Annotated in this window: 23 protein-coding genes; 10 read left to right on the top strand and 13 right to left on the bottom strand. The window is 34.5% G+C overall.

The genetic code is table 11. From position 1 onward, the window contains the following. Positions 1-553: 553 nt before the first annotated feature. Both DKL58_RS08500 and DKL58_RS09715 read right to left on the bottom strand, forming a co-directional pair. Positions 554-1462 carry a hypothetical protein gene (locus tag DKL58_RS08500; protein WP_109586810.1) on the bottom strand — a complete coding sequence of 303 codons (909 nt, stop codon included), beginning with the start codon at positions 1460-1462 and terminating at the stop codon, positions 554-556. Between the two features lie 1278 nt (positions 1463-2740). After that, a complete protein-coding gene (locus tag DKL58_RS09715; RefSeq protein ID WP_081945396.1) occupies positions 2741-2830 on the bottom strand; it encodes a putative holin-like toxin in 90 nt (29 codons plus the stop codon). Positions 2831-3418: 588 nt separating this feature from the next. On the opposite strand from DKL58_RS09715, the gene lepB reads away from it, so the two are divergent. Beyond that, positions 3419-4075, top strand: coding sequence for a signal peptidase I (gene lepB / locus DKL58_RS08515; protein ID WP_034981125.1), 657 nt, complete (start codon positions 3419-3421; stop codon positions 4073-4075). A 48-nt stretch (positions 4076-4123) separates the two neighbouring features. Here the strand turns inward: lepB and DKL58_RS08520 are convergent, their stop codons facing one another. From DKL58_RS08520 to DKL58_RS08540, 5 genes are all read right to left on the bottom strand, one after another. Next, entirely contained in the window at positions 4124-4909 is a 786-nt protein-coding gene (locus DKL58_RS08520; protein WP_109586812.1) for a hypothetical protein, read from the bottom strand. Positions 4910-4919: 10 nt separating this feature from the next. Then, a complete protein-coding gene (locus tag DKL58_RS08525) occupies positions 4920-5444 on the bottom strand; it encodes a hypothetical protein (RefSeq protein ID WP_109586813.1) in 525 nt (174 codons plus the stop codon). Further along, complete coding sequence (locus DKL58_RS08530) at positions 5434-6069, bottom strand: ATP-binding cassette domain-containing protein (RefSeq protein WP_109586814.1); 636 nt, start codon at positions 6067-6069, stop codon at positions 5434-5436. The genes DKL58_RS08525 and DKL58_RS08530 overlap by 11 nt, the downstream gene beginning before the upstream one ends. A 10-nt stretch (positions 6070-6079) precedes the next feature. Next, entirely contained in the window at positions 6080-6784 is a 705-nt protein-coding gene (locus DKL58_RS08535) for a hypothetical protein (protein WP_109586815.1), read from the bottom strand. Positions 6785-6945: 161 nt separating this feature from the next. Continuing rightward, positions 6946-7548 carry a rhodopsin gene (locus tag DKL58_RS08540; RefSeq protein WP_162542351.1) on the bottom strand — a complete coding sequence of 201 codons (603 nt, stop codon included), beginning with the start codon at positions 7546-7548 and terminating at the stop codon, positions 6946-6948. Between the two features lie 363 nt (positions 7549-7911). Here DKL58_RS08540 and DKL58_RS08545 point away from each other — a divergent pair, with 363 nt between their 5' ends. After that, the gene (locus tag DKL58_RS08545) at positions 7912-8349 is read left to right on the top strand and encodes a GNAT family N-acetyltransferase (protein WP_109586817.1); all 438 of its coding nucleotides are present in this window, start codon (positions 7912-7914) and stop codon (positions 8347-8349) included. 102 nt (positions 8350-8451) lie between these two features. Here DKL58_RS08545 and DKL58_RS08550 read toward each other — a convergent pair whose 3' ends face one another. The 3 genes from DKL58_RS08550 to nagA form a co-directional block, all read right to left on the bottom strand. Then, entirely contained in the window at positions 8452-9417 is a 966-nt protein-coding gene (locus DKL58_RS08550; protein WP_109586818.1) for an AEC family transporter, read from the bottom strand. 6 nt (positions 9418-9423) lie between these two features. After that, complete coding sequence (locus DKL58_RS08555) at positions 9424-11067, bottom strand: malolactic enzyme (RefSeq protein WP_109586819.1); 1644 nt, start codon at positions 11065-11067, stop codon at positions 9424-9426. A 215-nt stretch (positions 11068-11282) separates the two neighbouring features. Continuing rightward, the gene (nagA, locus tag DKL58_RS08560) at positions 11283-12437 is read right to left on the bottom strand and encodes an N-acetylglucosamine-6-phosphate deacetylase (RefSeq protein ID WP_109586820.1); all 1155 of its coding nucleotides are present in this window, start codon (positions 12435-12437) and stop codon (positions 11283-11285) included. Positions 12438-12593: 156 nt separating this feature from the next. Here nagA and DKL58_RS08565 point away from each other — a divergent pair, with 156 nt between their 5' ends. The 3 genes from DKL58_RS08565 to DKL58_RS08575 all read left to right on the top strand — a co-directional run bounded on the left by DKL58_RS08565 (position 12594) and on the right by DKL58_RS08575 (position 16460). Continuing rightward, positions 12594-15581, top strand: a complete 2988-nt coding sequence (locus DKL58_RS08565; RefSeq protein WP_109586821.1) for a TIM-barrel domain-containing protein — start codon at positions 12594-12596, stop codon at positions 15579-15581. A gap of 268 nt (positions 15582-15849) precedes the next feature. After that, a complete protein-coding gene (locus DKL58_RS08570) occupies positions 15850-16128 on the top strand; it encodes an AbrB/MazE/SpoVT family DNA-binding domain-containing protein (RefSeq protein WP_109586822.1) in 279 nt (92 codons plus the stop codon). Next, a complete protein-coding gene (locus tag DKL58_RS08575) occupies positions 16125-16460 on the top strand; it encodes a type II toxin-antitoxin system PemK/MazF family toxin (protein WP_239386452.1) in 336 nt (111 codons plus the stop codon). Before DKL58_RS08570 ends, DKL58_RS08575 begins: the two co-directional genes overlap by 4 nt. A gap of 111 nt (positions 16461-16571) precedes the next feature. Here the strand turns inward: DKL58_RS08575 and DKL58_RS08580 are convergent, their stop codons facing one another. Both DKL58_RS08580 and DKL58_RS08585 read right to left on the bottom strand, forming a co-directional pair. Next, entirely contained in the window at positions 16572-16895 is a 324-nt protein-coding gene (locus tag DKL58_RS08580) for a hypothetical protein (RefSeq protein ID WP_109586824.1), read from the bottom strand. A gap of 235 nt (positions 16896-17130) precedes the next feature. Then, positions 17131-18048 carry a cytochrome C5 gene (locus tag DKL58_RS08585; RefSeq protein ID WP_109586825.1) on the bottom strand — a complete coding sequence of 306 codons (918 nt, stop codon included), beginning with the start codon at positions 18046-18048 and terminating at the stop codon, positions 17131-17133. A gap of 149 nt (positions 18049-18197) precedes the next feature. On the opposite strand from DKL58_RS08585, the gene DKL58_RS08590 reads away from it, so the two are divergent. From DKL58_RS08590 to DKL58_RS08600, 3 genes are all read left to right on the top strand, one after another. Then, a complete protein-coding gene (locus DKL58_RS08590) occupies positions 18198-19436 on the top strand; it encodes an MFS transporter (protein ID WP_046332720.1) in 1239 nt (412 codons plus the stop codon). Between the two features lie 154 nt (positions 19437-19590). After that, a complete protein-coding gene (locus tag DKL58_RS08595) occupies positions 19591-19842 on the top strand; it encodes an AbrB/MazE/SpoVT family DNA-binding domain-containing protein (protein WP_109586826.1) in 252 nt (83 codons plus the stop codon). Then, positions 19836-20168, top strand: a complete 333-nt coding sequence (locus tag DKL58_RS08600) for a type II toxin-antitoxin system PemK/MazF family toxin (RefSeq protein WP_109586827.1) — start codon at positions 19836-19838, stop codon at positions 20166-20168. Before DKL58_RS08595 ends, DKL58_RS08600 begins: the two co-directional genes overlap by 7 nt. A 570-nt stretch (positions 20169-20738) precedes the next feature. Here the strand turns inward: DKL58_RS08600 and DKL58_RS08610 are convergent. Continuing rightward, on the bottom strand, positions 20739-21983 hold the full coding sequence (locus tag DKL58_RS08610) for an MFS transporter (RefSeq protein ID WP_109586828.1): 1245 nt from the start codon (positions 21981-21983) through the stop codon (positions 20739-20741). A gap of 106 nt (positions 21984-22089) precedes the next feature. Between DKL58_RS08610 and DKL58_RS08615 the strand changes: the two genes are divergently transcribed. Together DKL58_RS08615 and DKL58_RS08620 are read left to right on the top strand one after the other, a co-directional pair. Continuing rightward, positions 22090-22953 (top strand): helix-turn-helix domain-containing protein, encoded by an 864-nt coding sequence (locus DKL58_RS08615; RefSeq protein WP_109586829.1) that lies wholly within the window; start codon positions 22090-22092, stop codon positions 22951-22953. 195 nt (positions 22954-23148) lie between these two features. Then, positions 23149-23784, top strand: coding sequence for a hypothetical protein (locus DKL58_RS08620; RefSeq protein ID WP_109586830.1), 636 nt, complete (start codon positions 23149-23151; stop codon positions 23782-23784). Positions 23785-23831 lie beyond the last annotated feature (47 nt).

A 23831-nucleotide genomic window follows, 5' to 3' on the forward strand; every position in this document is an offset into this window, starting at 1 on the left:
TACCTTTCACTTATATTTAACATATTTTGCTAAAATGGCCTTAACTCCATAGAAGCAATATGATTTATCTTGTTTAAATTTTTTCCGTTACTATTTGTTCTTTTAATTTAATCATAATTTTATTTTAAAGTATATATTTATTTTCTAAGAGGTATTTTTATGTGTCTAAGTGGTTATTACTAAAAAGCTTCCGCCATTAAAAATAAATTTAACTAGCAGAAGCAATTAGGAATTGTTTAGTTCAAAACTTCGAGAAAATATATTTTCAAGAAAATTTTTCAGGTTAATAAAAAAGTCAACATTTTTTAAAGTGAAACCAATAACTAGCTTTTTAAAAATCTTAAGAGTAAGTCAAGTACTAAAATATTTTAAACTTTGTTCTACAAGATTACCTAAATACAATCAATAGCTTTTTCTTCCATATTTTTCTTAGATAGTTTTTGTATAATAATAATCTAACCTCAATGTTTTCTATAGGGGATTATAAGAAATATGACTTAGCACTTTTCCCTAAAATAAAAAATTATTATTTTTTATAATCTGAAATAGTTATTTAATCTTTATCAAGTTCATTACGAGTATATTCATACATATCTATCATAGGATAATACAAAGTTGCTGTGCCACTAAGGACATAGGCAATAACATAAAGTAATTCTCTAGCAAAACGATTTGAATATAACAAATTAACATTTTTCGGATACGGAAAGCTTCGTATATTTTCGCTAATATTAGTTTGTACAAGTACAAAGGCTATAATTGCAACAAGTATAGCTTTAATCAATTTTGTCCAAAATTTGGGTGATATTTTTTTATAGAGAATACCTGATTTGCATTTCCAGAAACAGCAATTAAAAAACCAAGGCCATATTGTTAGGGTGACGGAAAACATATAAATTGTTAAATTTGTTTCCAATGTTTCTGAAGGAGATTTTAAAAAGTTTTTAAAAATTTGCCATAATAATATTGCAACCAGATAAAGTATCAATAATGAATATGAAAAAAATACCATATTAAATTCATCAATTCTAAATTTAGGTATACTCTCAAATCCTTTTATAAATACTTCTCTAATTAAAAACATCAAAAAATTCAATGTTAATAAATAAACTAGCATTGCTATAGATAATACTCGTATATAATTAATAATAGTACTTTTATTATAAAAACCAGAGTAAAATAGAAACAAAACAAAACCTACTATAAATAAGCACAAGAAACTCACTACTATTTTGTGCCTTTTTATAACATTCTTTATTTTTAATAAATTCTTAAAAAAGTAATAAAAAAAATAAATTAATAATACAATTATTGCAATTATGATTAATTCTTTACACTTATACAAAAGCCAAATAAAAGACTTATACAAAAGCCAAACAAGAAAAAAAGAAATTGATAACACGATAAATATATATATAAATGCATAAACTATTTTAATAAATTCTGATTTTTTTTTGATCATAATCTTTAACCTTCATTTATTATGACTAATCGTATATTATTTGATTATTTTAACTATTTTGAACCGACATTCTACAGTATAAATATATCATAATAACGAAATTTTATTAAAGTATTAAGACTATACAAATAAATGTAATTTTCATTAAATATACTGACAGTAATTTATCTCTAATTTTGTATTAAAAATAATAAGTGGTAAAAATAAGACACGTACAAAATTAATTTAACTATAATTTTAGTCAAAAGGTCGATCAGAAATTTGTCTATCTCTATCAAATAAAGCATTTTAACTTAAAAATAGTTTTTAATAATTAAATATATAATAAAAAATATATTAAAAACTTGCTTATATTTTTTATAAATTAATATTTTATCTATCAAATTTCCTGATCTAATAAGAAGCATTTCCTACTTTCTCAATTAGTTATTGTGAAATTTTTAATAGTTCATCATAAATAATGTGCCTTTTTTCGTATTAATTGGCATCTTTACTAATGTTCTTGCATGAATTTAACAATTGATTTATTTCATTAATTATTATATATTTTGTTTCATTACTGCAAAAAATATTTAAACTAATAGAAAATACTAATTTTAAAACAAAATTAAACGAGTGCCAAAATTTTTAAAAACCATTTCGTTTTGGATTTTCTTCTGAAGTAAAAATTGGGACAAACCCGTTTAGTTAATTTATATTTACTATGAACATGTTCTCTATAGTTTTGAACGTTAGATTCAATACCCGCAAACTACTCTATTTTTTACTTAATTGATAGCATAACCATTAAGACATTCAGTAAAGTTGATTTCCCCCAACCTGATGGAGCTTGCAATAGAACTTTTTCCCAGAATCAATTTTTAGGTTAACATTGGCAAAAATTTTCTGTTTACCCTGACTAACTCCAGCATCAGTCAATTGCAAGGATTGGAAAGTATCTGAAGCAGTTGCATATTTACTGCCTTGCGGCTTTATTAGCAAGTCGATTTTTTTGATTTTCTTTTAATTTTATACTGAACAATTTCCCGTTAGAATTCTTTTTTTTCTTAATCTTATTTTGTAACTGTCAAAAAGAAGATTATAAATGGCAACATGCAATCCTTTACTCAGCCCGTTGTGCAAAATTAATTCAGTCATGATATAATGTAATTGTAAAGAAAAGAGGCCTTGCGCTAACAAGACCTCTTTGAAAACAAGCAGCCGCTCTAAAGGCGGTTAGCTGTGTGAGAGATAGAAGACTATCCCCAACTTGCTAAAGTATGATTGGGACGGTCTTTTTTATTTCTTGTGATTATTGATATAATCCAACAACACAATAATAAACGTGGCGAATGCCAACATTATTTGTAATGCCTGGTAAACGCTCATTGACTGCTTCTCTTTCTAAAAGATTTCGTGCCATAGGCACCATCTCCTTTCCAGATCAACAGCCAACCGCCCTCAAAACAATTTGCTTGAATTCTAAATTAATTATAACAAATACTGTTTGCATATTGAATAAAAGAAGAGCCAGATAATTAACTAAACGGCTTGGTGTAAATAACTTTCACTCACCTTAAAGAAGCAACAGAATAGTTGGTTTCTTCCAGCTGATGAATTAAAAGTTAATAGTGAGTTGGCTTTAACGAAACCATTCTAAATACTTTTTACTCTGTTTAATAAATTTCAATTAAGGATTAACTTCCGATATTTAACGAAGCTAGTCCTTTTTGTTTTGTTCGAGTTCATTTTAACTGAGACTTTTTATAACTATCACTTGCTATCTACAATAAAAACAGAAATAGCCTTATGATCTCAAAAATTAGGAGAAGTTTGTATCATCTAAATAGGTTATTTGTTTAATTTTAGGTTGGTTTTTAGATTATTTTGACTTTTAATTATTTATCTGCCTATAATTTATCTATTAACCACAGGCTAGTTATATTAATATGTAATTTTATTTGTAAGGACTTACTTATGGCAAATAATCAGAATAACGAAAAAAATGAGAAGACAAAACAATTTTATGATTTTTTAAAATATACAATAGTCTTATTTGCGATTTTTATTTTAATTAATTTTTTATTGACAAAATATTTGATAGTTAAATGTTCCGTGTCTGGTATCTCGATGCAACCAACTTTTGAAAACCAAGAAAGAGTTATAGCTAATCGCAATAGCAAATTGAAACGAAATGAAATTGTCATTTTAAAGGCTCCGGATGAACGTAATTCCTTTTATATAAAAAGAATTATAGGATTACCGGGTGAAACTGTTACTGGAAAAAATAATAAGATTTATGTTAATGGCAAAAAAATAAATCAAGACTATTTAAAGCCAGGATTTAAGCTGACGGATAATGAAGACGGTTTTTATGGTACAAAATATTCTTACACTGCTGACTTTTCAATTCGTTCTTTAGCAAGAACAAAAGAATATAAAAGTATTTATTCCCCTTCTCAATTAAAAGAAATGAAAAGTACTAACAAAGTTCCCAAAGGCTCGTATTTTGTAATGGGGGATCATAGGAGCGTTTCAAAAGATAGTCGTTATATAGGAGCAATTCCTAGAAGTAAAATTGAAGGTGTTGTCAAGTATCGCTATTGGCCACTTAACAGAATCAAAGCATATTAAAAAGGATTAAGTTCTACATTTGGACTTAATCCTTTTTACTTTCACCTTTTATAACTCTGCTAATCGTTTTTCATCTACATGAAACATAATCATGCAATAAAGTAATAATATTGCAGTCATAAACACCACCACATAAATGTTAGCAGTTCCAGGGAGTTCACGTAAGAAATCAGCAGGTGAATAACTTATAAAATATGGCAAATGGATAGTTGCATTCATTAATAATAAAACTATTTGCAAAACTAAACCTGTACACATGGCAGCAAACTTATTTTTAATCCACAAAGAAGTAACCATTGCGAATACAGCGAACAATCCTCCCCAAAGAGAAGAAAATATAATTGACAAAATAGCGTGGACAAACGGATGGAAATAATAAAGGGAGACAAACAGCATAGTAAAATTCCTAGCACCAATATTGATATTAAGTAAATTATCGGGCTTAACATTAGGTAATATCATAAACCAAGAGAAAAAGTTAAACAGTAAGGGAACAGCAATTACAATAAAACCTGTCATAAATGCGATTTCTAGGTATCTTAACAAGATTTGTTTAATGGACTTCTCCATCTTTAATTTATAAAAATAGCCGTTGGTAAAATCTTCTTTCAATAATGTACTGGCAGGTAAACTTGCTATTAAAGGTAACAAGATAAAAAATATAGTAGGTACAAAAGTAAATCCATCTATTGATATCCACATAGTATAAGGTGAGTTTGCCGCAGGAATATTTTTAGACACAGAAACAGCACATTGTACAACGCTAATACTTAACCCTATTGCCAATGCTAAAAATAACCATAATTTATTCAAACGTGACCACAAAAATTTCATTTTATTCTCCCTATTCTAGCAGAAGCGAATATTTGACATAGTGCTTCTTAGTTGGTACCAAGAAACTGAAACGTAATTTTTGATTGCGCATGTCATATGAATAACGCGGAATGGTAAAAAATATTGTAAAAGGCTGCTTGCCGTGCGCTAATGCTTTATCAGGATTAATACTGTGGTGACTTTTGTCATACAATTTTATTGAGGGACTGCTTGTACCATAAGGATTATTTAGATACATATTTTCTCTAAAATTAGGATTGTTTTTTCTCTCGCCATAGAATGGCCGGCCAGTTTGACGTATATGAAATTTGACTTTGGCTTGTACAACATCTTTACTTTTCTTAACTGCAGCTTCATGAACAATAAAGTTAACGTGATAGGCTTTTACCAATTCATTTTTGTGAAAAAGCTGTTCTTTAGTCACACCATACTGCTGAGGATGGGCGTTTACCTGGCGGTAGCGATAAAAGCCCCCACACCCAACTACAATTATTATTACCACGAAGAAGCTCCATAGCAATTTTTTATTTTTCATGATTAATTGTTCCTTCTTGTACATATAGCTTTTGCGTGGCGACTTTGTTCACAAATTCATGATCATGCGAAGCAATAACAAAGGTTGAACCTTTATGGTTATACCCATCAATCAGTCTGATTAATTTACCAATACTTTCATGATCCAGCGCATTGGTGGGTTCATCCAAAACAATTAACGGATAGGCTCCAAGAAAGGCCTGTGCAATTCCTAATTTCTGCTTCATCCCCAGTGAAAATTTCTTAACTTTTTGTTTAGGGAACCTGGTTAAATCAAAGTATGCCAATAAATCATTAATCTGCTTTTCTTGAATATCTGGATCTAATTTCGCTAGTAGTTCTAAATTTTTATGAGCAGTAAATTCTTCTATTAAACTGGGATTTTCAATTAAAATTCCCGCTTTAATAGGATAAGGCTCTTGGACCTTCATCTTCTTACCATTAACTATGACTTCCCCACTGGTATTTATTAAGCCTAAAATTGCTTTTAAGATTAACGTTTTACCGGAACCATTTATTCCTTCTAAAACAGTGATACTGCCTTCTGGAATATCTGCACTAACATCATGCAATAGTGGCCGTCTTTTCACTACTTTTCCTACTTCATTTAATTCAATAAAACTCATTGTTTGCTCCTTACTCTACACTAAAAAAATGGTCAATAATCCTATAAACAATCACCATAATCAAAGTTGCCAGCAATAATAATAAAAAACCAGGGAAATTAAATCTCATAATTATCAAGCAATTCAAAGGATTTACTTGCCACTTTAAAAGAGATGTCATTATCAAAAGTGAAGCTGGAATAATCAGACCCAATGCCGAATTAAACTTTCCAATTGTACCTTGCAAAAGAAGCGTCAGATATATTCCAAAAAAATTGTTGATGAAAAGTAGTGGGATCGCCTGCCAGTCAGTTAAATTAAAAAAAGACAAAGAGGGCAATTTAAGTAAAGCCGTAACAAGCAACATAACTAAAAGTGTAACAAACACATAGGCAAAAGCTATTACTCCCATTAACAACATAGTGACAACAGTAAAATTTTTCGGTGGAATTTGTAATCCTCTTAGGTGCATAATGGTAGTTTGCCAAAGCTGTTTAAAGCTATTTAATACAATAAGCAGCGGTATTAAGAAATAGACCAGCCACAAAATAAAATTAAAAGATGCACCTTGACTGGTATCGGCAAAGAAGAGATTAAATATAGAAGTATTTGAACTGTTAATTAGCTGCGCACTGAGAAAAATAATTGAAAAGCAGATCAAACTTAGCCAGCAAATAAAACGGAAGCGGATTATTTGCCATAAATATAGTAACTGATTCCAAAACAGACGTTTCATAAAGACCTTCTTTTTAAGAGTGAGGACAGCCGCAACAATAAAGATAAATTAATTTGACTATTATAAATAGCCAGTTTTTGTTTCTTAGTTTTTAATTATCGTTTAATTCTATACGTTCATAGTACCATTTTAGAATTATTAAAAATAGTAGAATTAGACTTTTAATAATCCGGTTCACTGTAACGGTCAGTAATTAAATAGACAATTAGCATTAATAGCGTTGTAGCTAATAACAGCAGAATATTGTTCTTATTGACCCGCAACAACATTAAACTATTGAGCGGATTATATTTCCAAGTGGTGTAAACAGTCATTATAAGCCAACTAAAAGGAATAATTATGCCCAGTGGAGCATTGAAGCGACCGATAGTGGCCTGAATTATCAACAACAGAAATATTCCTAAAAAATTGATAATAAACAATACTAATAAAGCTGGTAATCCGTGAAATTGTAATAGCTTAAAATTTCTTAGCCAGGAATAATCAGTCACTAAAGCCATAATTCCTTCTGTTAGTACCACATAGATGATGGTGATTAATCCCATTAATCCAACGTTAACTGCAGCGAAACCTAAAGAAGAGTATCTGAGTCCTCGCAATTGCATTCCCCTTGCTTGCCACAATTGTTTAAAACCGCTTAAGACTATTAATAGCGGTACTACAAAATAAACAAACCAAAAAACAGGCAAAATAACTTGGCGTGATTTAACAGCGTTAAAATCAACACCCATGAAAAAAATAGGAACTATAGCAGAATTCGGCATTAATTTCAACATCAGTATTACAAAGCTTATTAAGCCTAACCAAAAAAGAAAGCGCGATTTTATTAGTTGCCACAAAAATAAAAATTGGTCCCAAAATAAATTTACAAGAGATGCTTTTGAGTCTACCGCTTTAGAATGCAATTGTTCTCTCCTTATTTGTTTACACTCGCACTAGTCAAAAATGAAAAAGCTTACACTAATGATACCACTTGTTCAGAATTAAAAAAACACTATTAAATTTGGCAGTACAACTTTAATAGTGCTTTTATTATGTCTAGACATACAAAAGAGCTTCCTAATTATTATTGAGAGCGCTAAAATAACTTTAACTCATAAAGCAATAAATATAAGAAAGGAATTTTCATGATTAGAAAATGTGAAGTTGCTGACAGTCCAGCTATTCAAAAAATCAATCAAATTGAACTAGGTTATGATTATCCTGTAGAAAAAACGGCTGCCAACATTAAAAGGCTGCTAAATGATCCTGAGCATCATTATCTCTGGGTCTTTGAAGATGATAGTACCAAAAAAGTTGAAGGTTATTTGCATGCAGAAGTTTTTGAAGAAACCTATTTTGACCCCATGTTCAACGTTTTAGCTTTAGCAGTAGATTCTTCTGTGCAAAAGAAAGGCATTGGCAGTCAACTTATGCATACTTTGGAAAAACAGGCTAAAAATTTAGGCATGAAAGAAATTAGGTTAAATTCAGGAGAATCACGTTTAGGTGCTCATAAATTTTACGAAAAACTGGGCTATACCAGCAATAAAATGCAAAAACGATTTGGTAAAAAGTTGGATTAACAACTTAATAATATAGCACTTTAATTTAAAATATTTTCCAAACAAAAACCCGCCTTATCTACATGATCAAAGACGGGTTTTTATAACATGAATTTTTATTAATTATATTAGCATTTGCGTGATTTCCAAAACTACTGGTACAACTATTACGAATAAAACTGTTGAGGTAGTCACAACGTTGGTAGCGTATTGCACATCCCCGTGCGATTCACCCACTAAGATTGGCAAAACTGCCAAAGCAGGAGTAGCAGATTGCACAACTAAGGTTTGTTTAGCTAGACCTGTCAAGGATGGCAGCCAATTTGCACCAACAACAATTAAAATCATCATTAAAGCCGGTACTAAGATAAAGCGGCCAAGCAATGCCCAAATAGTATCACGGTCAAGGTGAATTGACTTCAAACCAGCATCTGCCAATATAATACCAATATAGATCAGTGACATCGGTGTGACGATGCCACCAACCATACTTAACACAGCCGTAATCCAACTAGGAATTGGTACTTCAACTAATAAGCAAATTAAGGCAATTAGAAAACCAACTAATGGTGCTGGCAACAATTTTTTCCAGTTGAATTTTTGCTGTTTTCCTTTTTGTTCAGTTGGGTCATCGCTAGAAATGAAGAAGACACCAATTGCCCAGGTAGAAACCGTATTTAACACATAATAAATTAAAAAGTACGGCATACTTTTTTGCCCAAATAAGGCAATGTTTAAAGGCAGCCCAATAAAAATGGTATTGGCATTCGTAATGGCGTTAATAAAAGTACCTCGGCGACCTTTGCGGATCCGCAAAACCTTACATAATATCCATGCGAACAAATAACTTAGGGCAAAACAGACAATGGCATAGATCAGACCACCTGTTAAGCCAAATAATTTTTGCCTGTTTAAATATTTTAAGACGGAAACAAAAATTGAAGCTGGTAAAGCAATATTCATAATTAAATAGGAAATATTACCTTTAAACTGATCGCCCAGCTTGCCACTGGTGCGCAGCCAATACCCTAAAGCAATTACAATCAACAGTTCAACAACGCTAGTTAATGAAGTAATAAAGGCTTGCATTTATTCTCACTCCTGCTCATCTTTATATTCAGGTGCCCAGCGAAGCGCAGCCACTGCCTTGTCACCATCTTGAAAGTCATTTTGGTTAAGATGATCGGCAATTGCCTTGTTAGCCACAGCTTTTGCTACAGTTTGAGAAAAGACATTTAGTTTTTCAACTGGTGGCAAAACTGCTGCGCCTGGTTTACTTGAATCAACAATGCCGCCAAGTGAGTGGGCCGCTACACTAATCATTTCATCACTTAAAATCTTAGCATTAACTGCCAGAGCACCAAGACCAAGTCCTGGGTAGACCAAAGCATTGTTAGCTTGTCCAATTTCATACTTAGTGCCCTCATAATCAACTGGATCAGCAGGAATACCAGTAGCTACTAAAGCCTTGCCTTTAGTCCAATGAATTAAATCTTCTGCTTTTGCCTCCGCTAATTGAGTTGGGTTTGACAACGGGAAAATAATTGGCCGCTCGGTATGGGTTGCCATTTCCGTCACAATATCTTGAGTGAAAGCACCTGAACGAGTTGAAGTTCCCACTAAAATATCAGGATGAACTGCTTGTACAACACTCTTTAAATCTTTAAGCTGGTCAGCATTACTGAATTCTGAGCGTTTTCTAACAAATGGTTTCTGCGCTGGTGTTAAGTCGGGGGTGTCTTCAAAGAGCAGACCTTGTTTGTCAACTAAGTAAAAGTGCTTGCGTGCTTCATCAGGTTGTAAACCTGCTTGCAGCATCTCGGCATAGACTTGCTCCACGATTCCTGTGCCAGCTGTTCCTGCACCAAAACAGACATACTTTTGATCTGTTAATTTCTGACCACTAATCTTCAATGCTCCCAAGATACCTGCCAAAACAATGACACCGGTACCTTGAATATCATCATTAAAGGTTAAAATATGATCACGATAGTGTTTTAAAATATTATCAGCATTATCTCGACCAAAATCTTCAAAATGTAAATATAGTCCCGGAAATAATTTTTCTACAGCTTGCACAAAGCGATCAACAAATTGATAATATGGTTCACCATTTACGCGACGCTGATGGTTGCCTAAGTAGAGCGAATCATTAAGTAATTTGTCATTATTAGTGCCAACATCCAGCACTACTGGCAATACACACGCCGGGTCAACACCAGCTGCAGCAGTATAAACCATCAACTTGCCAACAGAAATGTCAACTCCCTGTGTACCCCAGTCACCAATTCCTAAAATTTCTTCACCGTCAGTAACCACTATTAGTTTTATATCACGGCCATCAGCTGCATTTTTCAAACTATCTTCAATTTGATCAGGTTCATTAATTGACAAAAATGCGGCATATTGTGGATTTACAAACAAATGACTGTAATTTTCGATAGTTTCAGCTATCGTCGGGTCATACACAATCGGCATAAATTCGGTAACATGCTCACTGAAGACCTTAAAAAACAGTACTCTATTAGTATTAAAAACGGTCATCAAAAAAATGCGCTTTTCCAAATTAGTTGATTTTTCCTGATACTGCAGGTAAACTTCCCGCGCCTGCTCTTCTAATGACTGCACCTTAGGAGGTAACATCCCTGCCAGCTGATACTTTTCTCGCTGCTCTTCTGTAAAAGCAGTCCCTTTATTCAAAAATGGGTCATTCAACCTATCTTGTCCTGTTTTAGCCATTTTTTCACTCTCCGTCTATTTAATTATTATTAGCACGTACTATATGATTAGACTATAACCAGCATGTAAAAAGTGCAATAAATTAAGCTTATATTAACAGCATATAGTATATAATATGTGATTAAATATAGTTTTTATTAAAAATTGTGCAAATAAAAAACCAGTTCAAGTTAATGAATTGGCTTTTTATTCTATATAATAATTAATAAGCTGCTTTATTCCTGGTAGCGTGACTCACCATTTAAATAAGTTTCACTTAAAGTCATGTCAGGGTTTAATACTAAGAAATCGGCGTCTTTATCAGGTGCAATTGAACCACATTTATCGAGTACGTGCGCACTCTTAGCCGGAACATAAGAAGCCATCATAACAGCTTCTTCAGGAGTAGCAACGTTCCAGTCAACAACATTCTTGACCGCAGTCTTTAATTGCAAAATACTGCCGGCTAAATTATTGCCACCTTTCAAACGAGCCATGCCCTCTTTAACATAAACAGGCAATTCACCTAACATATAGTCACCGTCAGGCATCATGCCAGCTTCCATACAATCTGTGATTAAACAAATGTGTTCAGCACCTTTAAGCTGAACCAATGCCCGCACCATTTCTTTTTGAACATGGTGACCGTCACAGATTAGCTCATCTGTCACATTATGCAGAGCCATCGCAGCGTTGGAAATTGATGTATCGTGGTGTGAAGGATCAGGCATCCCGTTAAAAGTATGAGTAAACATGGTTGCACCAGCTTCAACACCGGCTTTAGCTTCCTCAAAGTTAGCACTGGAGTGTCCCAAAGAAACAACTACGCCCTCATTGACAACAGCACGGATAAATTCCCGGGCACCTTTTCTTTCAGGTGCAAGAGATATTTTATTTAGCAGTCCTTTAGATTCTTCACGCCACTCATTAAATTGATTAATATCAGGATCAATCAAATATTTAGGGTTTTCTGCACCAGCATGTTCTGCAGTAAAGTATGGTCCTTCAAAATGCAACCCTTGAATTTTCGCACCAGTTTCTTCACCCTTATGAGCACCAAACATTTGGCAAATTTTGCTTAATGTATCTGCACCGGCAGTATAAGTCGTTGGCAGCCAGCTGGTAACGCCGGACCGTAAAAAGCCTTCTGACAGGCGGTTGATTCCTGCCCAATCACTTTTCATCACGTCTTCTTTTAGTGAACCGTGTACATGCGTGTCAACCAGTCCTGGTGCAATCCATTTGCCTTTATAGTCTACTATTTTGCCTTCAGGTTTTTGATCTTCAGTATAGTAAAAGCCAAATTTGCCGTCATCTTGAACTTCTAGGTAACCACCTTGTTCTGTCACATTTTCAAGAAAGAATTTATCTGCATGAATATAATAAGTCATAATATTTTTGCCTTTCTTTTTAAAATAAAACTCGTATTTATAGCTTAATTTTAGCTTAATCAACTGGTATTTACCAGTTCAATTTCAAATAGTACAGAAACTTTTTATTTTTTAGTTATAATAGTGGTATAGGTAACTAATTAGGAAACAAGAAATATGATTCAAAATACGCAAACAAATCAACATCAACTAGGAGCACTTACTGGTGCCAGCAAGTGTGACCACTATTACGAATTACATTTTGCTACGGGCGAAATTGCGCACTTTTACGTCTTAGCTGACGGCATTTTTCGTCTTTTAATTGATCCCGAGCAAAATTTTACTGAAAATCGAACGGAAACTATTCAATTAACCCAGTTTGATAATTCTGCCTTTGCAAAGTCGCAGGTCAGAGCCACCAATGATTCCTTAATTATTCATACTGGCAATTACCAAATTATTTTTGGGCAAAATCCAGCTGTTATAAGTATTTTTGATGAATCATTGCACCACAACAGGATGCACCAATCTCAGCCACTTGAACTTAGTTCAACCAAAACCCGTGAGTTTTTAACAGAAAATAAAAATGAATTTTTTTATGGTGGTGGCTTGCAAAATGGCTACTTTAGTCACAGAGGACACAAAATCGCAATTAAGCATGATCAAATAACCGGTAAAGGCGGGGTCATTATGCCTGTTCCCTTTTTCTGGTCGAATGCTGGTTATGGCGAATTAAGAAACACTACTGCAGCAGGAACTTATGATTTTGGCAAAACCAAGAGAGGAGTCACTGTTCTCACCCACCAAGATGCAGTCTTTGATGCATTTTACCTTCTTGGCACCAATCCTCAGGAAATTTTGCAGCGCTACTATACTTTGACTGGCAAACCGATGTTATTGCCAAAATATGCCTTAGGTCTGGGTCATATCGGCAATTTCTGTACAACCTTATGGCAGCCAAGTCAGGCTAAAGAGCGTAATGCCAGTAAAATTGGCAATAATTATTATACTCGTACAAAAGATGAAAAAGCCGCATCGGGCAAAGCTTCGCTTAACGGTGAAGAAAACTACCAGTTTTCCGCGCGGGCACTAATTGATCGCTATCACGCCATGCATTTTCCTTTGAGCTGGTTTGTGCCCAATTATGGTGTTCAAGCCAACAATCAACAAGCTCTTAGTTTCTTTAATGAATATGCGTTAAACCAAGACGTTCATCCCGGATTTTGGCACCAAAGCGAAGTTGAATTACCGGAAAAAACTGCTTTTACTTTTACTACTAATGAAATAGCGACTAAAGATAAAGCACAGCTTCAAAGTGATTCACAAACAAAGCGTTCACTAGTGCTTGCTGATAGCGGCAGTACAGGCATGCAAAAAAACGCCGCACTGATCTTCGGTGATGTTGGCGGCAACTGGGGCAATGTTGCTACACAAGTAGCTGGTATGCTCGGAGCAAATCTTTCAGGTCAACCTTTAGTTGGTGCAGCGGTTGATGGACTAGAAGGCGGTGGCAATGCACAAATCAATGTCCGTGATTTTGAATGGAAATGTTTTACCCCACTGCTCTTTAACTTCGATGATCAGGGCAACTTCAGTAAAAACCCGTTTGCTTATAATAGGAAAATAACCGACATTAATTTGGCTTACCTCAAATTACGCCAGCATTTGACTAACTACCTATATACACTAAATGAACAGGCAGAAAATGGTGCTTTAATCATGCGTCCCCTTTTCAGCGACTTTCCAGACGAGCCGGCTAATTACACAGCACAGTTTGGAAATGAATTCATGTTAGGTTCCGATCTGTTAATTGCACCAATTACTAATGGCCGCGAAGATGAAAACGGAGATTCACGCAAAGATAATCTGTATTTACCCGGGAAGAAGACAATGTGGATTGATCTTTTTACAGGTAAAAAATATGCCGGTGGCAAGGTCTACAACAATTTATCTTTTCCATTATGGCACCTGCCAGTCTTTGTTCGTGGAGGCAGTACTTTTGACTGGGGCAATCGTGATTTTCTGCTTTACCCACAGGACCAAAGTGAGACAGCTATTTACAACGATAACTCTCAAGCCGCTGAATCCAATAATTCCACTACAAAAATTTTCAATAAAACTGAAAATGAAACGTTGCTGGTAACTATTCCACCAGTTGCAGGCAACTGGGAAAGCCAAGATGTTGAACAGCCTACTAAAATGACTATTATGTGTGATTCTTACCCTGATCGCATCACTATTAAAATTAACGATCAAGTTGTCCCAGTGGAAGAATACGGATCGCTTGACGCTTTCAATCATGCTCGTGAAGGCATTTTTTACAATACTAATTATGGCTTGGATGAATTTAAACAATATCACAAGAACACGCAAACTGCCCTGCAAATAAAATTAGCAAGTCGAGACGTTACCACAACTAAAATAGAAATTACAGTGCACAATTTTAATTATGGCAAGAAAGTTTTAGTACATGAAATTACCAGTGGCGTATTGCCTTCACCTAAATTGCCGGCCGTTGATTCAAGTAAAATTTCAGCTCATTCGTTCGAGCTTGCCTGGCCTCATGAAAGTGCAGTTCAGATAGAAGTTAATAATCTTCTTTATGTGGGCATTACCGGCAAAAATTTCACTTTTCACGAATTAACTCCCAATACTCGCTATATCATTAGAATGCGGTATGTAATAGGAAATAAAGTTTCTGAATGGTCTGATCTTTTCGGCGTTATTACCAAGCACGCTGCTAAAGATTATGCTATTGAAAACATTGATGTGACTAGCAACTATACCAGCAAAGAAAATCATCCCCTGTCTTATTTAACTGATCTTAAACTGGCAAGCGAATGGCAAACGGATCAATCAATTTCACCTGAACAACCACTGGAACTAACCTTTACTTTTGAAAAAGTTGAGAAATTAAGCAGAATGGTCTATGTGCCACGAAATATTGATCATAATGGTGATCCTCTTGTCGTTTCAATTGCTGTTTCAACGGATGGCGAGCAATATACTACCTATGCAGACCACTTGCAGTGGAAAGCTGACACGAAAAACAAGGTGGTTGGTCTGCGAGATGTCCGTGCAAAAAAAGTGCATTTGACTATCTATCAATCATCCGGTCCGATCATTGCTGCAAGAGAAATTATCTTTTTCAGAGCAAAAAGATAATAAATATAAACACAATATGTACTGAGCCTTTAAAAGTTGTCATAACTTGGGGCTCTTTTATTTAAAAATTATATTAGACATATAATTAAGCTTTTGACTCATGATTTGTCTATATATTTTAGTCTTAAGGCTTTATCGCATTGAAAATATGATTATGACTTCTATTATTTATGCTAAATAGCTGTTAAGACTATATTGCTGCTTAAAATCGAAATCGCCTTGGGCGCGGTGTATACTTGTACTAACATAAATTAGGGAGCTAATATTAATGAAAAAGAAACTGGGTAACTTTGTTGCTAGAAAAGTTGGTAATTCTATAGCACTCACGGTCCCGAGTATGGCTGGATTTAAACCTGGACAACGATTTGAATTGATACAAGAAGATAACGATACTTTAATCTATAAGGCTATTGATTCTAACCCGTGGTTTAATGGAGAATATGACGATATTGGTTTTAAAAAAGAAATTGAACAAGTAGGTAACCCTGATACTATGCAGGTTGGTAAGGAAAATGTAGCATCTAATCAAGAGACATTATTCGGATAAATGCTGAACCACATGCAGGACGAGAAGAAGACGGTCATAGTTTTCAGTCTAGCAATATTCAAAGACCAGCGATAGTTATATCAAATAATGCATATAATCAAAAAACTAGATTCGTTATCTGTATGCTCCTTGCCCATGATCTTAAAAAAGATAATCGTGGTCTATACTATCGTCTTGCTGATATCAGCAGTGGAATATCTGGTAGTGTAGTTACTTTTCAAATGCCTAATTATGATTTTTCCGGTCGAAATGGTAAAATTGTTGGACATGTTAGTGATAAAGACTTGGATAACCTGCTATCTAAAGCATATCAAATTTTAGATAAGCGTTAATTTTTATCAAAATGTTGCTTAATTCTAGTCACTCAAATAATAAAAATAGTTTCACTTTAAAAGCACCTCAGGTTTAACCTGAGGTGCTTATGTTTTTTTTACTTATCCGTATTATTTTTTGAAAAACCAGTGATACATTTTCCCATCGAGAAAGTCACCAATCACAAATATCAACGTCCACAAAACAATTCCAATAATGCGCACAAACAAGGATGTTACATAATTATTCCAGCTATTATCATATGGTAGAAGAAATAAAACAATAGGAACTACGAGGAAGAAGTACTTAACTTTAGTCCACCTTAAATGTTGGTGCTGATAAAATTGTATAAGTTTAGAATTCTGCGGTGTTTTGTGTGTTAATCTGACGCAAACTAGATATATTAAGTAAATAGCATCAACTATTAGCAAAATCAAAACAATATCATTAAGCATAAATAATCCCCTCCTATTTACAATTTAAGTCAAAAAAATTTTTAAACAGATGATATTTTATTATTTACTGTTTAACTTAATTTTAAAGACAAACCTATACTTTTACAATATTAAGTAAAAATAAATTTGCTATGCAAAATATAATAAACTGCTTTTTCAAAGCAGTTTTTAAAATAATAAAAAACCAGCTTATAGCACAAAAAGCTGGTTTATGATTTAAAACTTTTTCTGGTTTTTAAACGAATCTGTCCTTTTTAATTACCCGGTAAACTGAAATAACTAAAACTAAAATTGCGCAAAGCATTGCCACATAGGCCATAGGTCCGACACTAATAGCAGCCTGAGCTTGACTACTGGCCATACGATTTTCGACAGCGTATTCTACAATCCACTTACTCAATAAACGAGGAGTTAATACAAAGCTGACAGTAGCAATGATTGAAGCAGCCAAAGCCGTATTGCGCGAATATGGTTCCCGAAAAAATTGTGCTAAAACGCAAAATGCTGGTGCAATCATTAAGAGCAGAACCCACATAATAATCAAACGTCCTGCACCACTGTTCATCATTTGCGCACTGTTAGCCGCATAACGATATTTGCCCCACAGCTGTCCACCAGTTAGGGTATTCAATAAACTCAAGAAGTATGATCCCTGTTGACCATAGACGCCACCACGATTAGACAGGATGCCCTGAACGACTTGCAAGCCATCAGTCGAACCAGCTGTGGAAAAATTAACTGTTACCACTTTTTTCATATAAGTGGCCAGAAACATGATAATCGAGCCACCAAATTGCAAAGCTCGTAACATGCTTAATTTCCGGGATGACTTCATTTTAAATTCAAGGCTAAGTACACGGTTAGGATGATGACTGCGGCCAATCACAAAGATGCCAATTGCGACCACAATTGCCAGTGCAGCAAGAAGCCACCAGAGTTTAGCCATAACTAAGAAAATTGCCAAAACAACAATGGCCACTGCAACATATGGTCGATCAGCAAATATATCCCAGAAATTTAACTTTAAATGGCGATAGTCAGCACGAGTTTGAGAAGTATTATTTTCTCTAATCGTTGCCTTTGGCACCTTGTTTGTGTGCGACTGGGATTTTTGGCGGTATTCCTGCCTAGTTAAGTGCGAATCTCTTCCCATACCAACACCCTTCCTTTCAGAAATAATATCCTAACATGTTTAATATGAAAATATCATCTATTTAGCAAATTCTTAGCAAATTTATTGTGCTAAAATAAAAAAGATATCATATTTTTTAGAAAAACATTAAAAAAGAAAGCGAGGACGTTTTGACAGTTTCCGAAAAATTTCCGGCTGGCTGGCATAAAGCTTTTGTCACTTTATGGCTAGGCTGCTTTATCACAGGTATGGGCTATTCCATGACAATGCCCTTTATCTCACTATTTATCGCTGATCTGGGGCACTACAGCAAGTTGCAGATTAGTATGTATTCCGGTCTTGCATTTGCCATGACATTTATTGCTCAGGCAATTGTTTCACCTTATTGGGGCAACTTGGCTGACCGCAAGGGTCGTAAATTAATGTGCATGCGGGCATCTGGGGTCATGGCTTTAACTATTACTGCTACAGGTTTTGCCCCTAATGCTATTTACATAATTGTCATGCGTTTTATTCAGGGTGCTTTTTCCGGCTACATTAACAATGCTACCGCCCTCATCGCCGGAGAAACTCCCCACAGAAAAAGTGGCTGGGTAATGAGCCAAATGATGACTGCCGGTACGGCAGGAAACTTAGTTGGACCACTTTTAGGTGGTGTTTTGTCAAATTTCTTCGGCAATTGGCTTGGTGGCGTCTGGGGCTACCGGATTCCATTCTTCATCACCGGCTTTTTGATGGTGCTCGTCTTCTTAGGGTCGACATTCTTAGTTCATGAAAACTTTACCCCAATTTCCCGCGAAGAAATGAAGCCTATGAAAGAGATCATGCACTCTCTACCCAATGTTAAATTAATTGTGGTCATGTTCTTTACCACACTCTTAGTTCAGGCTGCCAATATGTCAATTGATCCAATTGTTTCTTTATACGTTAAATCAATGATGCCTAATAGCAAAAACATCGCATTTGTGGCGGGGATCGTAGCCGCAACTCCAGGTCTCGGAACGCTGCTGGCTGCTTCCAAAATCGGACACAAAATGGATGAAATTGGACCACTAAAAATATTACGCCTAGGTTTAATAGTAGGTGCGATTCTCTTCGTACCTATGGCCTTAACTCATTCGCCTTGGGTACTGGCAGGATTGCGTTTTCTGCTGGGAATTGCCAGTGCTGCAATGTTACCGGCAGCACAGACTGTTTTGACACTGAACACTCCGGCCGAAAGTTTTGGTCGTATCTTTAGCTACAATCAGTCTTTCCAAGCAGTTGGCTCTGTGTTTGGTTCACTTATGGGTTCCACCATTTCCGGTCTGTTCAACTATGCTACAGTTTTCTGGACTACAGGCTTCACTCTACTGATTAACTTTATTCTGATTATCTTTTTCAGTTTGAGAAAAAGTCCTAATAAATAAAAACTAACTTACAACTAATAAAGTATCTTAATTTTGGTGGTCACATCATATTTCGTTCAGGATGCTTTTTTGTTTTGCTTGATCTCCGTAGATAAACATTGTATAATTTTATTACATTTCAGGATATACATTGTTTTTTTATAGGGGGAAAATTATGATTCGGGCTACTATATCTAAATGGGGTAATTCTAAAGGCATCCGATTAAACCAAGCAGTCTTGCAAGCATTAAACGCTACTATAGGAGATCAGTTAAACTTTATAATTGAGGACAACAAAGTAATAATGTCAAAGCAAGATGATACACCTGATTTAACTTTTGAAGAACTTTTTAAAGATTATTCAGGTGAAGAATTTGATACCGAAATTAAGTTACCAGATGAGAGAAAAGGAAATGAAAAATGGTAATTAAGCAAGGATCTATTCTATTAATGGATTTAAGTCCTAAACAGGGGCATGAACAATCTGGCAAACGACCTTATTTATATTTAAGCTATAAAGGGGTTGAAAAATACGCTCATATTGCTGTGTTTGCTCCTATATCAACTACTAAAAGACGCTACCCCTTATATCAAGAATTACCTGCTGCATCTCAAACAAAAGGCGTAGTCATGCTAGATCAGCTAGTTACAATCGATTATCATAATCAATCATTTCAATATTTAGAGCAACTACCTGATGACTATATGGAAAAGATACTCAAAATTGTAAAAGTAGTTTTTCAGAAAGATTAGCCAAGCAGTCTTTCTGTAGATAATTCAATGATATGTTGTGAAGCTATGATTGGTCCTTTTTTTAACACGGTTTTAATAGTTCCTATATCTTCACCAAAGAAATATAGAGTAGCAGAAAAGTTTGTTAAATCACCTTTATTTATTAGATGAAATCTATGCTGCAGCCTTACTACAGCATGTTAGGGCAATAGATCCAACTGTGAGAATGAAAGGTAATATCAAAGTAAGATTAGACGAAGCTAATATGAAAAAATTTGAAAAATTTAAGTTCAATTTTTTTAAAAAACAAAAACTGTGCTGAACCTCAAAAATTATCCAACTTTTGGGGCTTTTTTATGTCTAAATTATCTAAACAAGATAAAATTATAATCTATCAGCTTTGGCATAATTATCAAATTAAGACCAAACTAAAAGAACTAACTCCGATCAAATAAGGGCAATTAGTTCTCAGTTAACAACCATAAAGTGTTCTAATTTTGGGATTCACACCATTATCTTGGTGGCTTTTTATATCTGGCTTAGAAAAATGCTGGCAAAAAGCAACTGCAAGTTTACCAGCTAAATGGCTATTTATTGCGCTTTTTGTGCGGATTTTCTCATCACCAATAAGGTAATTACAAAGAGCAGAATACTGACGATAAACAGACCCCAAAGAGAATAGATGACGCTTGTCACAGCCGATAAGGTAGTAAAAGCAGTTGTCATTAAGGGACTGGCAATTAATAAAATCGTATTAATCAGACCAACAGAGGACGCCAAAATTTTACGATCAACTGCACCTACCATCCATTGGGTTAATTTTGGAGTAGCAGTTCCTGCAAAGAAGCCTAGGATACAATAAGTTATTAAACAGAACCAAATTTGTTTACTTAAAATAGCAATTATGACACTTGCTCCAGCAATATAAGCAAACATAATGATGATATAAAGGCTAACATTTTTAAATAGATTAGTACCAAAAATGCTGCCTAAGGCAGCGCCGATTCCTGCCATAGCGCCGATTAACGCAATTGTAAAACTATAGGTTCCAATGACCATCACCTGACGATTGCCCGCAATTACAATAGAAATCAGGGGCTCTATCGTGCTGAGAACTCCGTTTAAAACGGCGATTACCAGTAAGGTAGTAATTAAGCCACTAGCCTTTTTAACTTGCTTTAATGCTAAGGCCAAGGTGGACCAAAAGCCACGATCATCGACTTCTTGTGTGACAGTTGAAATGCCCTTTTTTCGTTTACTCCTGGCAATATTGCAATAGATCAACCCTGCCACAACGAAAGTCAGACCGTTAATTACAGCCAGCGCAGAATATGACATGAATAACAAAAGTCCTGATCCAACAAACTGACTAATCAAAGTGATTACTTGCGAAACACCGCTAGTAAAACCTTCAGCTTCAGCAATCTCATCCTTTTTAACCAGACTAATAATTAATGGTGTGGTCAGTCCGCCAGAATAAGTTCCGGCCGTATCAGAAATAAAGTTGATGATAATCACCATAATTACCAGATTCCAACCCGCAATATTCTGGCTAAAAAGAAAACCAACCAGTAAATAAAGCGCACCTCTGATCATGGCCATCCAGACTATTTTTTGAAATTTGTTCTGCGTCCGGTCAGCTAGATAGCCACCAACACTGGAAAACAGCCGGGGAACTGACTCCGAAATAGCAATTAATGATAAGGCCAGCGAATAGTTTTTGAGCCGACTAGCGTAAGTCATCAGCGCTAAATAGAATAAAATATCTCCAGCACTGGATAAAATACTGGCAATTGAAAACTTGCGATATTCTTTATTTTTAAAAAAGATAGTCATAATTTTTTCTCCTTTTTAGCTTTCTTTATTTTCAATTGTACTTGAGCTAAAATTGAGAAAAGAAAAGTGTCATATATGAAACAAAAAAATTTAATGAGGTTAAATTATGACTATCGGTGCATTACTTAGACAATACCGTTTAGAAGCTGGCAAAACTCAACGCGCATGGATTGGCGACGTTATCAGCCCCTCTTTTTATTCTAAAGTAGAAAAAGATCTGACCCGTATTTCAGCGGCAGACCTAATTGAACTATTACGGCAAAATCACGTGAAAATTGCTACTTTTTTTAAGCAACTTGATTACCAGGCTGAAAGTGAAGATAATCTCAAAAAGAAGATTGTTGCCCAAATGACAGACGCTTATTATAATTTTGATATTAAGCGCCTAAAAGAAATCAAACAGACTATCGCAGGTAGCCAGCTTGCTAGTAAAAATGAGTTAACGCTACGTGTGAACTCGATCCTGGCTATTATAGATGGTACTAAAGAGAAATTGAGCGCTGCGGAAATCCAGCAACTAAAAAATAAATTCTTTAATGAAGAGAATTTTGACTGGAAAACTATCAAAATTTTCCTGAACTGCATGGTTTTTTATGATTTTGCCAGTGATATGATCATTACTAATAAAATTTTTCAACAATTTAAAGATAGCGATAATGACAATATACAATTTATAGTGTTGGGAATATTAATCAATATGATTATTATGTGTCTGGAAAAAGACAAGTACCAGGAAGCAAAGCAGTTGGTGGAAAAATCCTATGAGATTCACACCCAGCCACTAACCTGCTTTAATAAGATGACTCTATTATTTTTGGAAAACATTATTGACTATCATTTTGATCCCCAACAGGTTTATCTGGATAATTGCGCAAGGCAAATAGAAGAGTTTGCCTTAATCGGCATGACTGAATATAGTAAGCAGTTGCAAAAAATTGTGCAAGAAAAGACCGGTGGCAATTTAGTATAAATAGAAGCCGGTTCCAGCATTCACTGGTAACCAGCTTTTTATTATCAATTTGATTAAGACACTCCTATAGTCTAGGGATCAACAAAAAGCAAAAATTTTCCGTTGCTGCCAAGAAAAACGTTTTCTAAAGCTAAGACGTAGTATAATTAAATGAAAATAAAGCAGTTACTGCTAAGTTGTGAAAGTGTAAATATCATGAAGTCAAACGAAGAAATGATTGAAGGACAACAACTCTATCCTTCAAATAATTCAGGTTTTACTAACTCCAATAAAAGTGTGACTGTTGGACATAAAGTAAACATTCTGCATGTAATCACAGGAATAATTTTAGTCATTTTAGTGTCATTATTTATGACTGGATTTGGCTATCAACCATGGTGGGTACTGGGATTCACAATTTTGGCAGGAATTTTTATTACTTTACCAACATGTTTTAGTGGATATTGGCTGATCGATAAAAATGGAATTACTGTAGTGAGTTATAGTTCAAATGATGCAATGAAACTTATGCAGCTGTTACATATCAAAAAAATATATACAAAATCATATTTATTCGAGAATATCACTAATGCTGAAATTACATATCGTAAAAAAGTTCGAATCAGTCCACTTGATTTTAACCCATACTTTTTTAAACTAAATTTGACTGTGAATAAAAAAGTTATTCAATTAGAATTAGGAAATATTCAAGCAAAAGATTTAATAGAAATTGTCACTATACTTAATAATCATGGAATAGCTGTTTATGATAGACAACAGATAGTTTGGCTGCTTAAAGAGAATAAAAATTTATTTAATCATTTTCACAATGGTAAGTGGGCATCACTATAGTGGCATCATAGATAAAAAGGCACAGCTTGTTTAATTTTTTGTTGAAA

It is taken from the genome of Lactobacillus kullabergensis (genome assembly GCF_003151025.1).
Classification (GTDB): domain Bacteria; phylum Bacillota; class Bacilli; order Lactobacillales; family Lactobacillaceae; genus Lactobacillus; species Lactobacillus kullabergensis.

Bases quoted from the DNA above. Each gene is read 5' to 3' on its own strand.
- DKL58_RS08500 (WP_109586810.1), bottom strand. From the start codon at position 1,462: ATGATCAAAAAAAAATCAGAATTTATTAAAATAGTTTATGCATTTATA.
- DKL58_RS09715 (WP_081945396.1), bottom strand. From the start codon at position 2,830: ATGAGCGTTTACCAGGCATTACAAATAATGTTGGCATTCGCCACGTTT.
- lepB (WP_034981125.1), top strand. From the start codon at position 3,419: ATGGCAAATAATCAGAATAACGAAAAAAATGAGAAGACAAAACAATTT.
- DKL58_RS08520 (WP_109586812.1), bottom strand. From the start codon at position 4,909: ATGAAATTTTTGTGGTCACGTTTGAATAAATTATGGTTATTTTTAGCA.
- DKL58_RS08525 (WP_109586813.1), bottom strand. From the start codon at position 5,444: ATGAAAAATAAAAAATTGCTATGGAGCTTCTTCGTGGTAATAATAATT.
- DKL58_RS08530 (WP_109586814.1), bottom strand. From the start codon at position 6,069: ATGAGTTTTATTGAATTAAATGAAGTAGGAAAAGTAGTGAAAAGACGG.
- DKL58_RS08535 (WP_109586815.1), bottom strand. From the start codon at position 6,784: ATGAAACGTCTGTTTTGGAATCAGTTACTATATTTATGGCAAATAATC.
- DKL58_RS08540 (WP_162542351.1), bottom strand. From the start codon at position 7,548: ATGCCGAATTCTGCTATAGTTCCTATTTTTTTCATGGGTGTTGATTTT.
- DKL58_RS08545 (WP_109586817.1), top strand. From the start codon at position 7,912: ATGATTAGAAAATGTGAAGTTGCTGACAGTCCAGCTATTCAAAAAATC.
- DKL58_RS08550 (WP_109586818.1), bottom strand. From the start codon at position 9,417: ATGCAAGCCTTTATTACTTCATTAACTAGCGTTGTTGAACTGTTGATT.
- DKL58_RS08555 (WP_109586819.1), bottom strand. From the start codon at position 11,067: ATGGCTAAAACAGGACAAGATAGGTTGAATGACCCATTTTTGAATAAA.
- nagA (WP_109586820.1), bottom strand. From the start codon at position 12,437: ATGACTTATTATATTCATGCAGATAAATTCTTTCTTGAAAATGTGACA.
- DKL58_RS08565 (WP_109586821.1), top strand. From the start codon at position 12,594: ATGATTCAAAATACGCAAACAAATCAACATCAACTAGGAGCACTTACT.
- DKL58_RS08570 (WP_109586822.1), top strand. From the start codon at position 15,850: ATGAAAAAGAAACTGGGTAACTTTGTTGCTAGAAAAGTTGGTAATTCT.
- DKL58_RS08580 (WP_109586824.1), bottom strand. From the start codon at position 16,895: ATGCTTAATGATATTGTTTTGATTTTGCTAATAGTTGATGCTATTTAC.
- DKL58_RS08585 (WP_109586825.1), bottom strand. From the start codon at position 18,048: ATGGGAAGAGATTCGCACTTAACTAGGCAGGAATACCGCCAAAAATCC.
- DKL58_RS08595 (WP_109586826.1), top strand. From the start codon at position 19,591: ATGATTCGGGCTACTATATCTAAATGGGGTAATTCTAAAGGCATCCGA.
- DKL58_RS08600 (WP_109586827.1), top strand. From the start codon at position 19,836: ATGGTAATTAAGCAAGGATCTATTCTATTAATGGATTTAAGTCCTAAA.
- DKL58_RS08610 (WP_109586828.1), bottom strand. From the start codon at position 21,983: ATGACTATCTTTTTTAAAAATAAAGAATATCGCAAGTTTTCAATTGCC.
- DKL58_RS08615 (WP_109586829.1), top strand. From the start codon at position 22,090: ATGACTATCGGTGCATTACTTAGACAATACCGTTTAGAAGCTGGCAAA.
- DKL58_RS08620 (WP_109586830.1), top strand. From the start codon at position 23,149: ATGAAGTCAAACGAAGAAATGATTGAAGGACAACAACTCTATCCTTCA.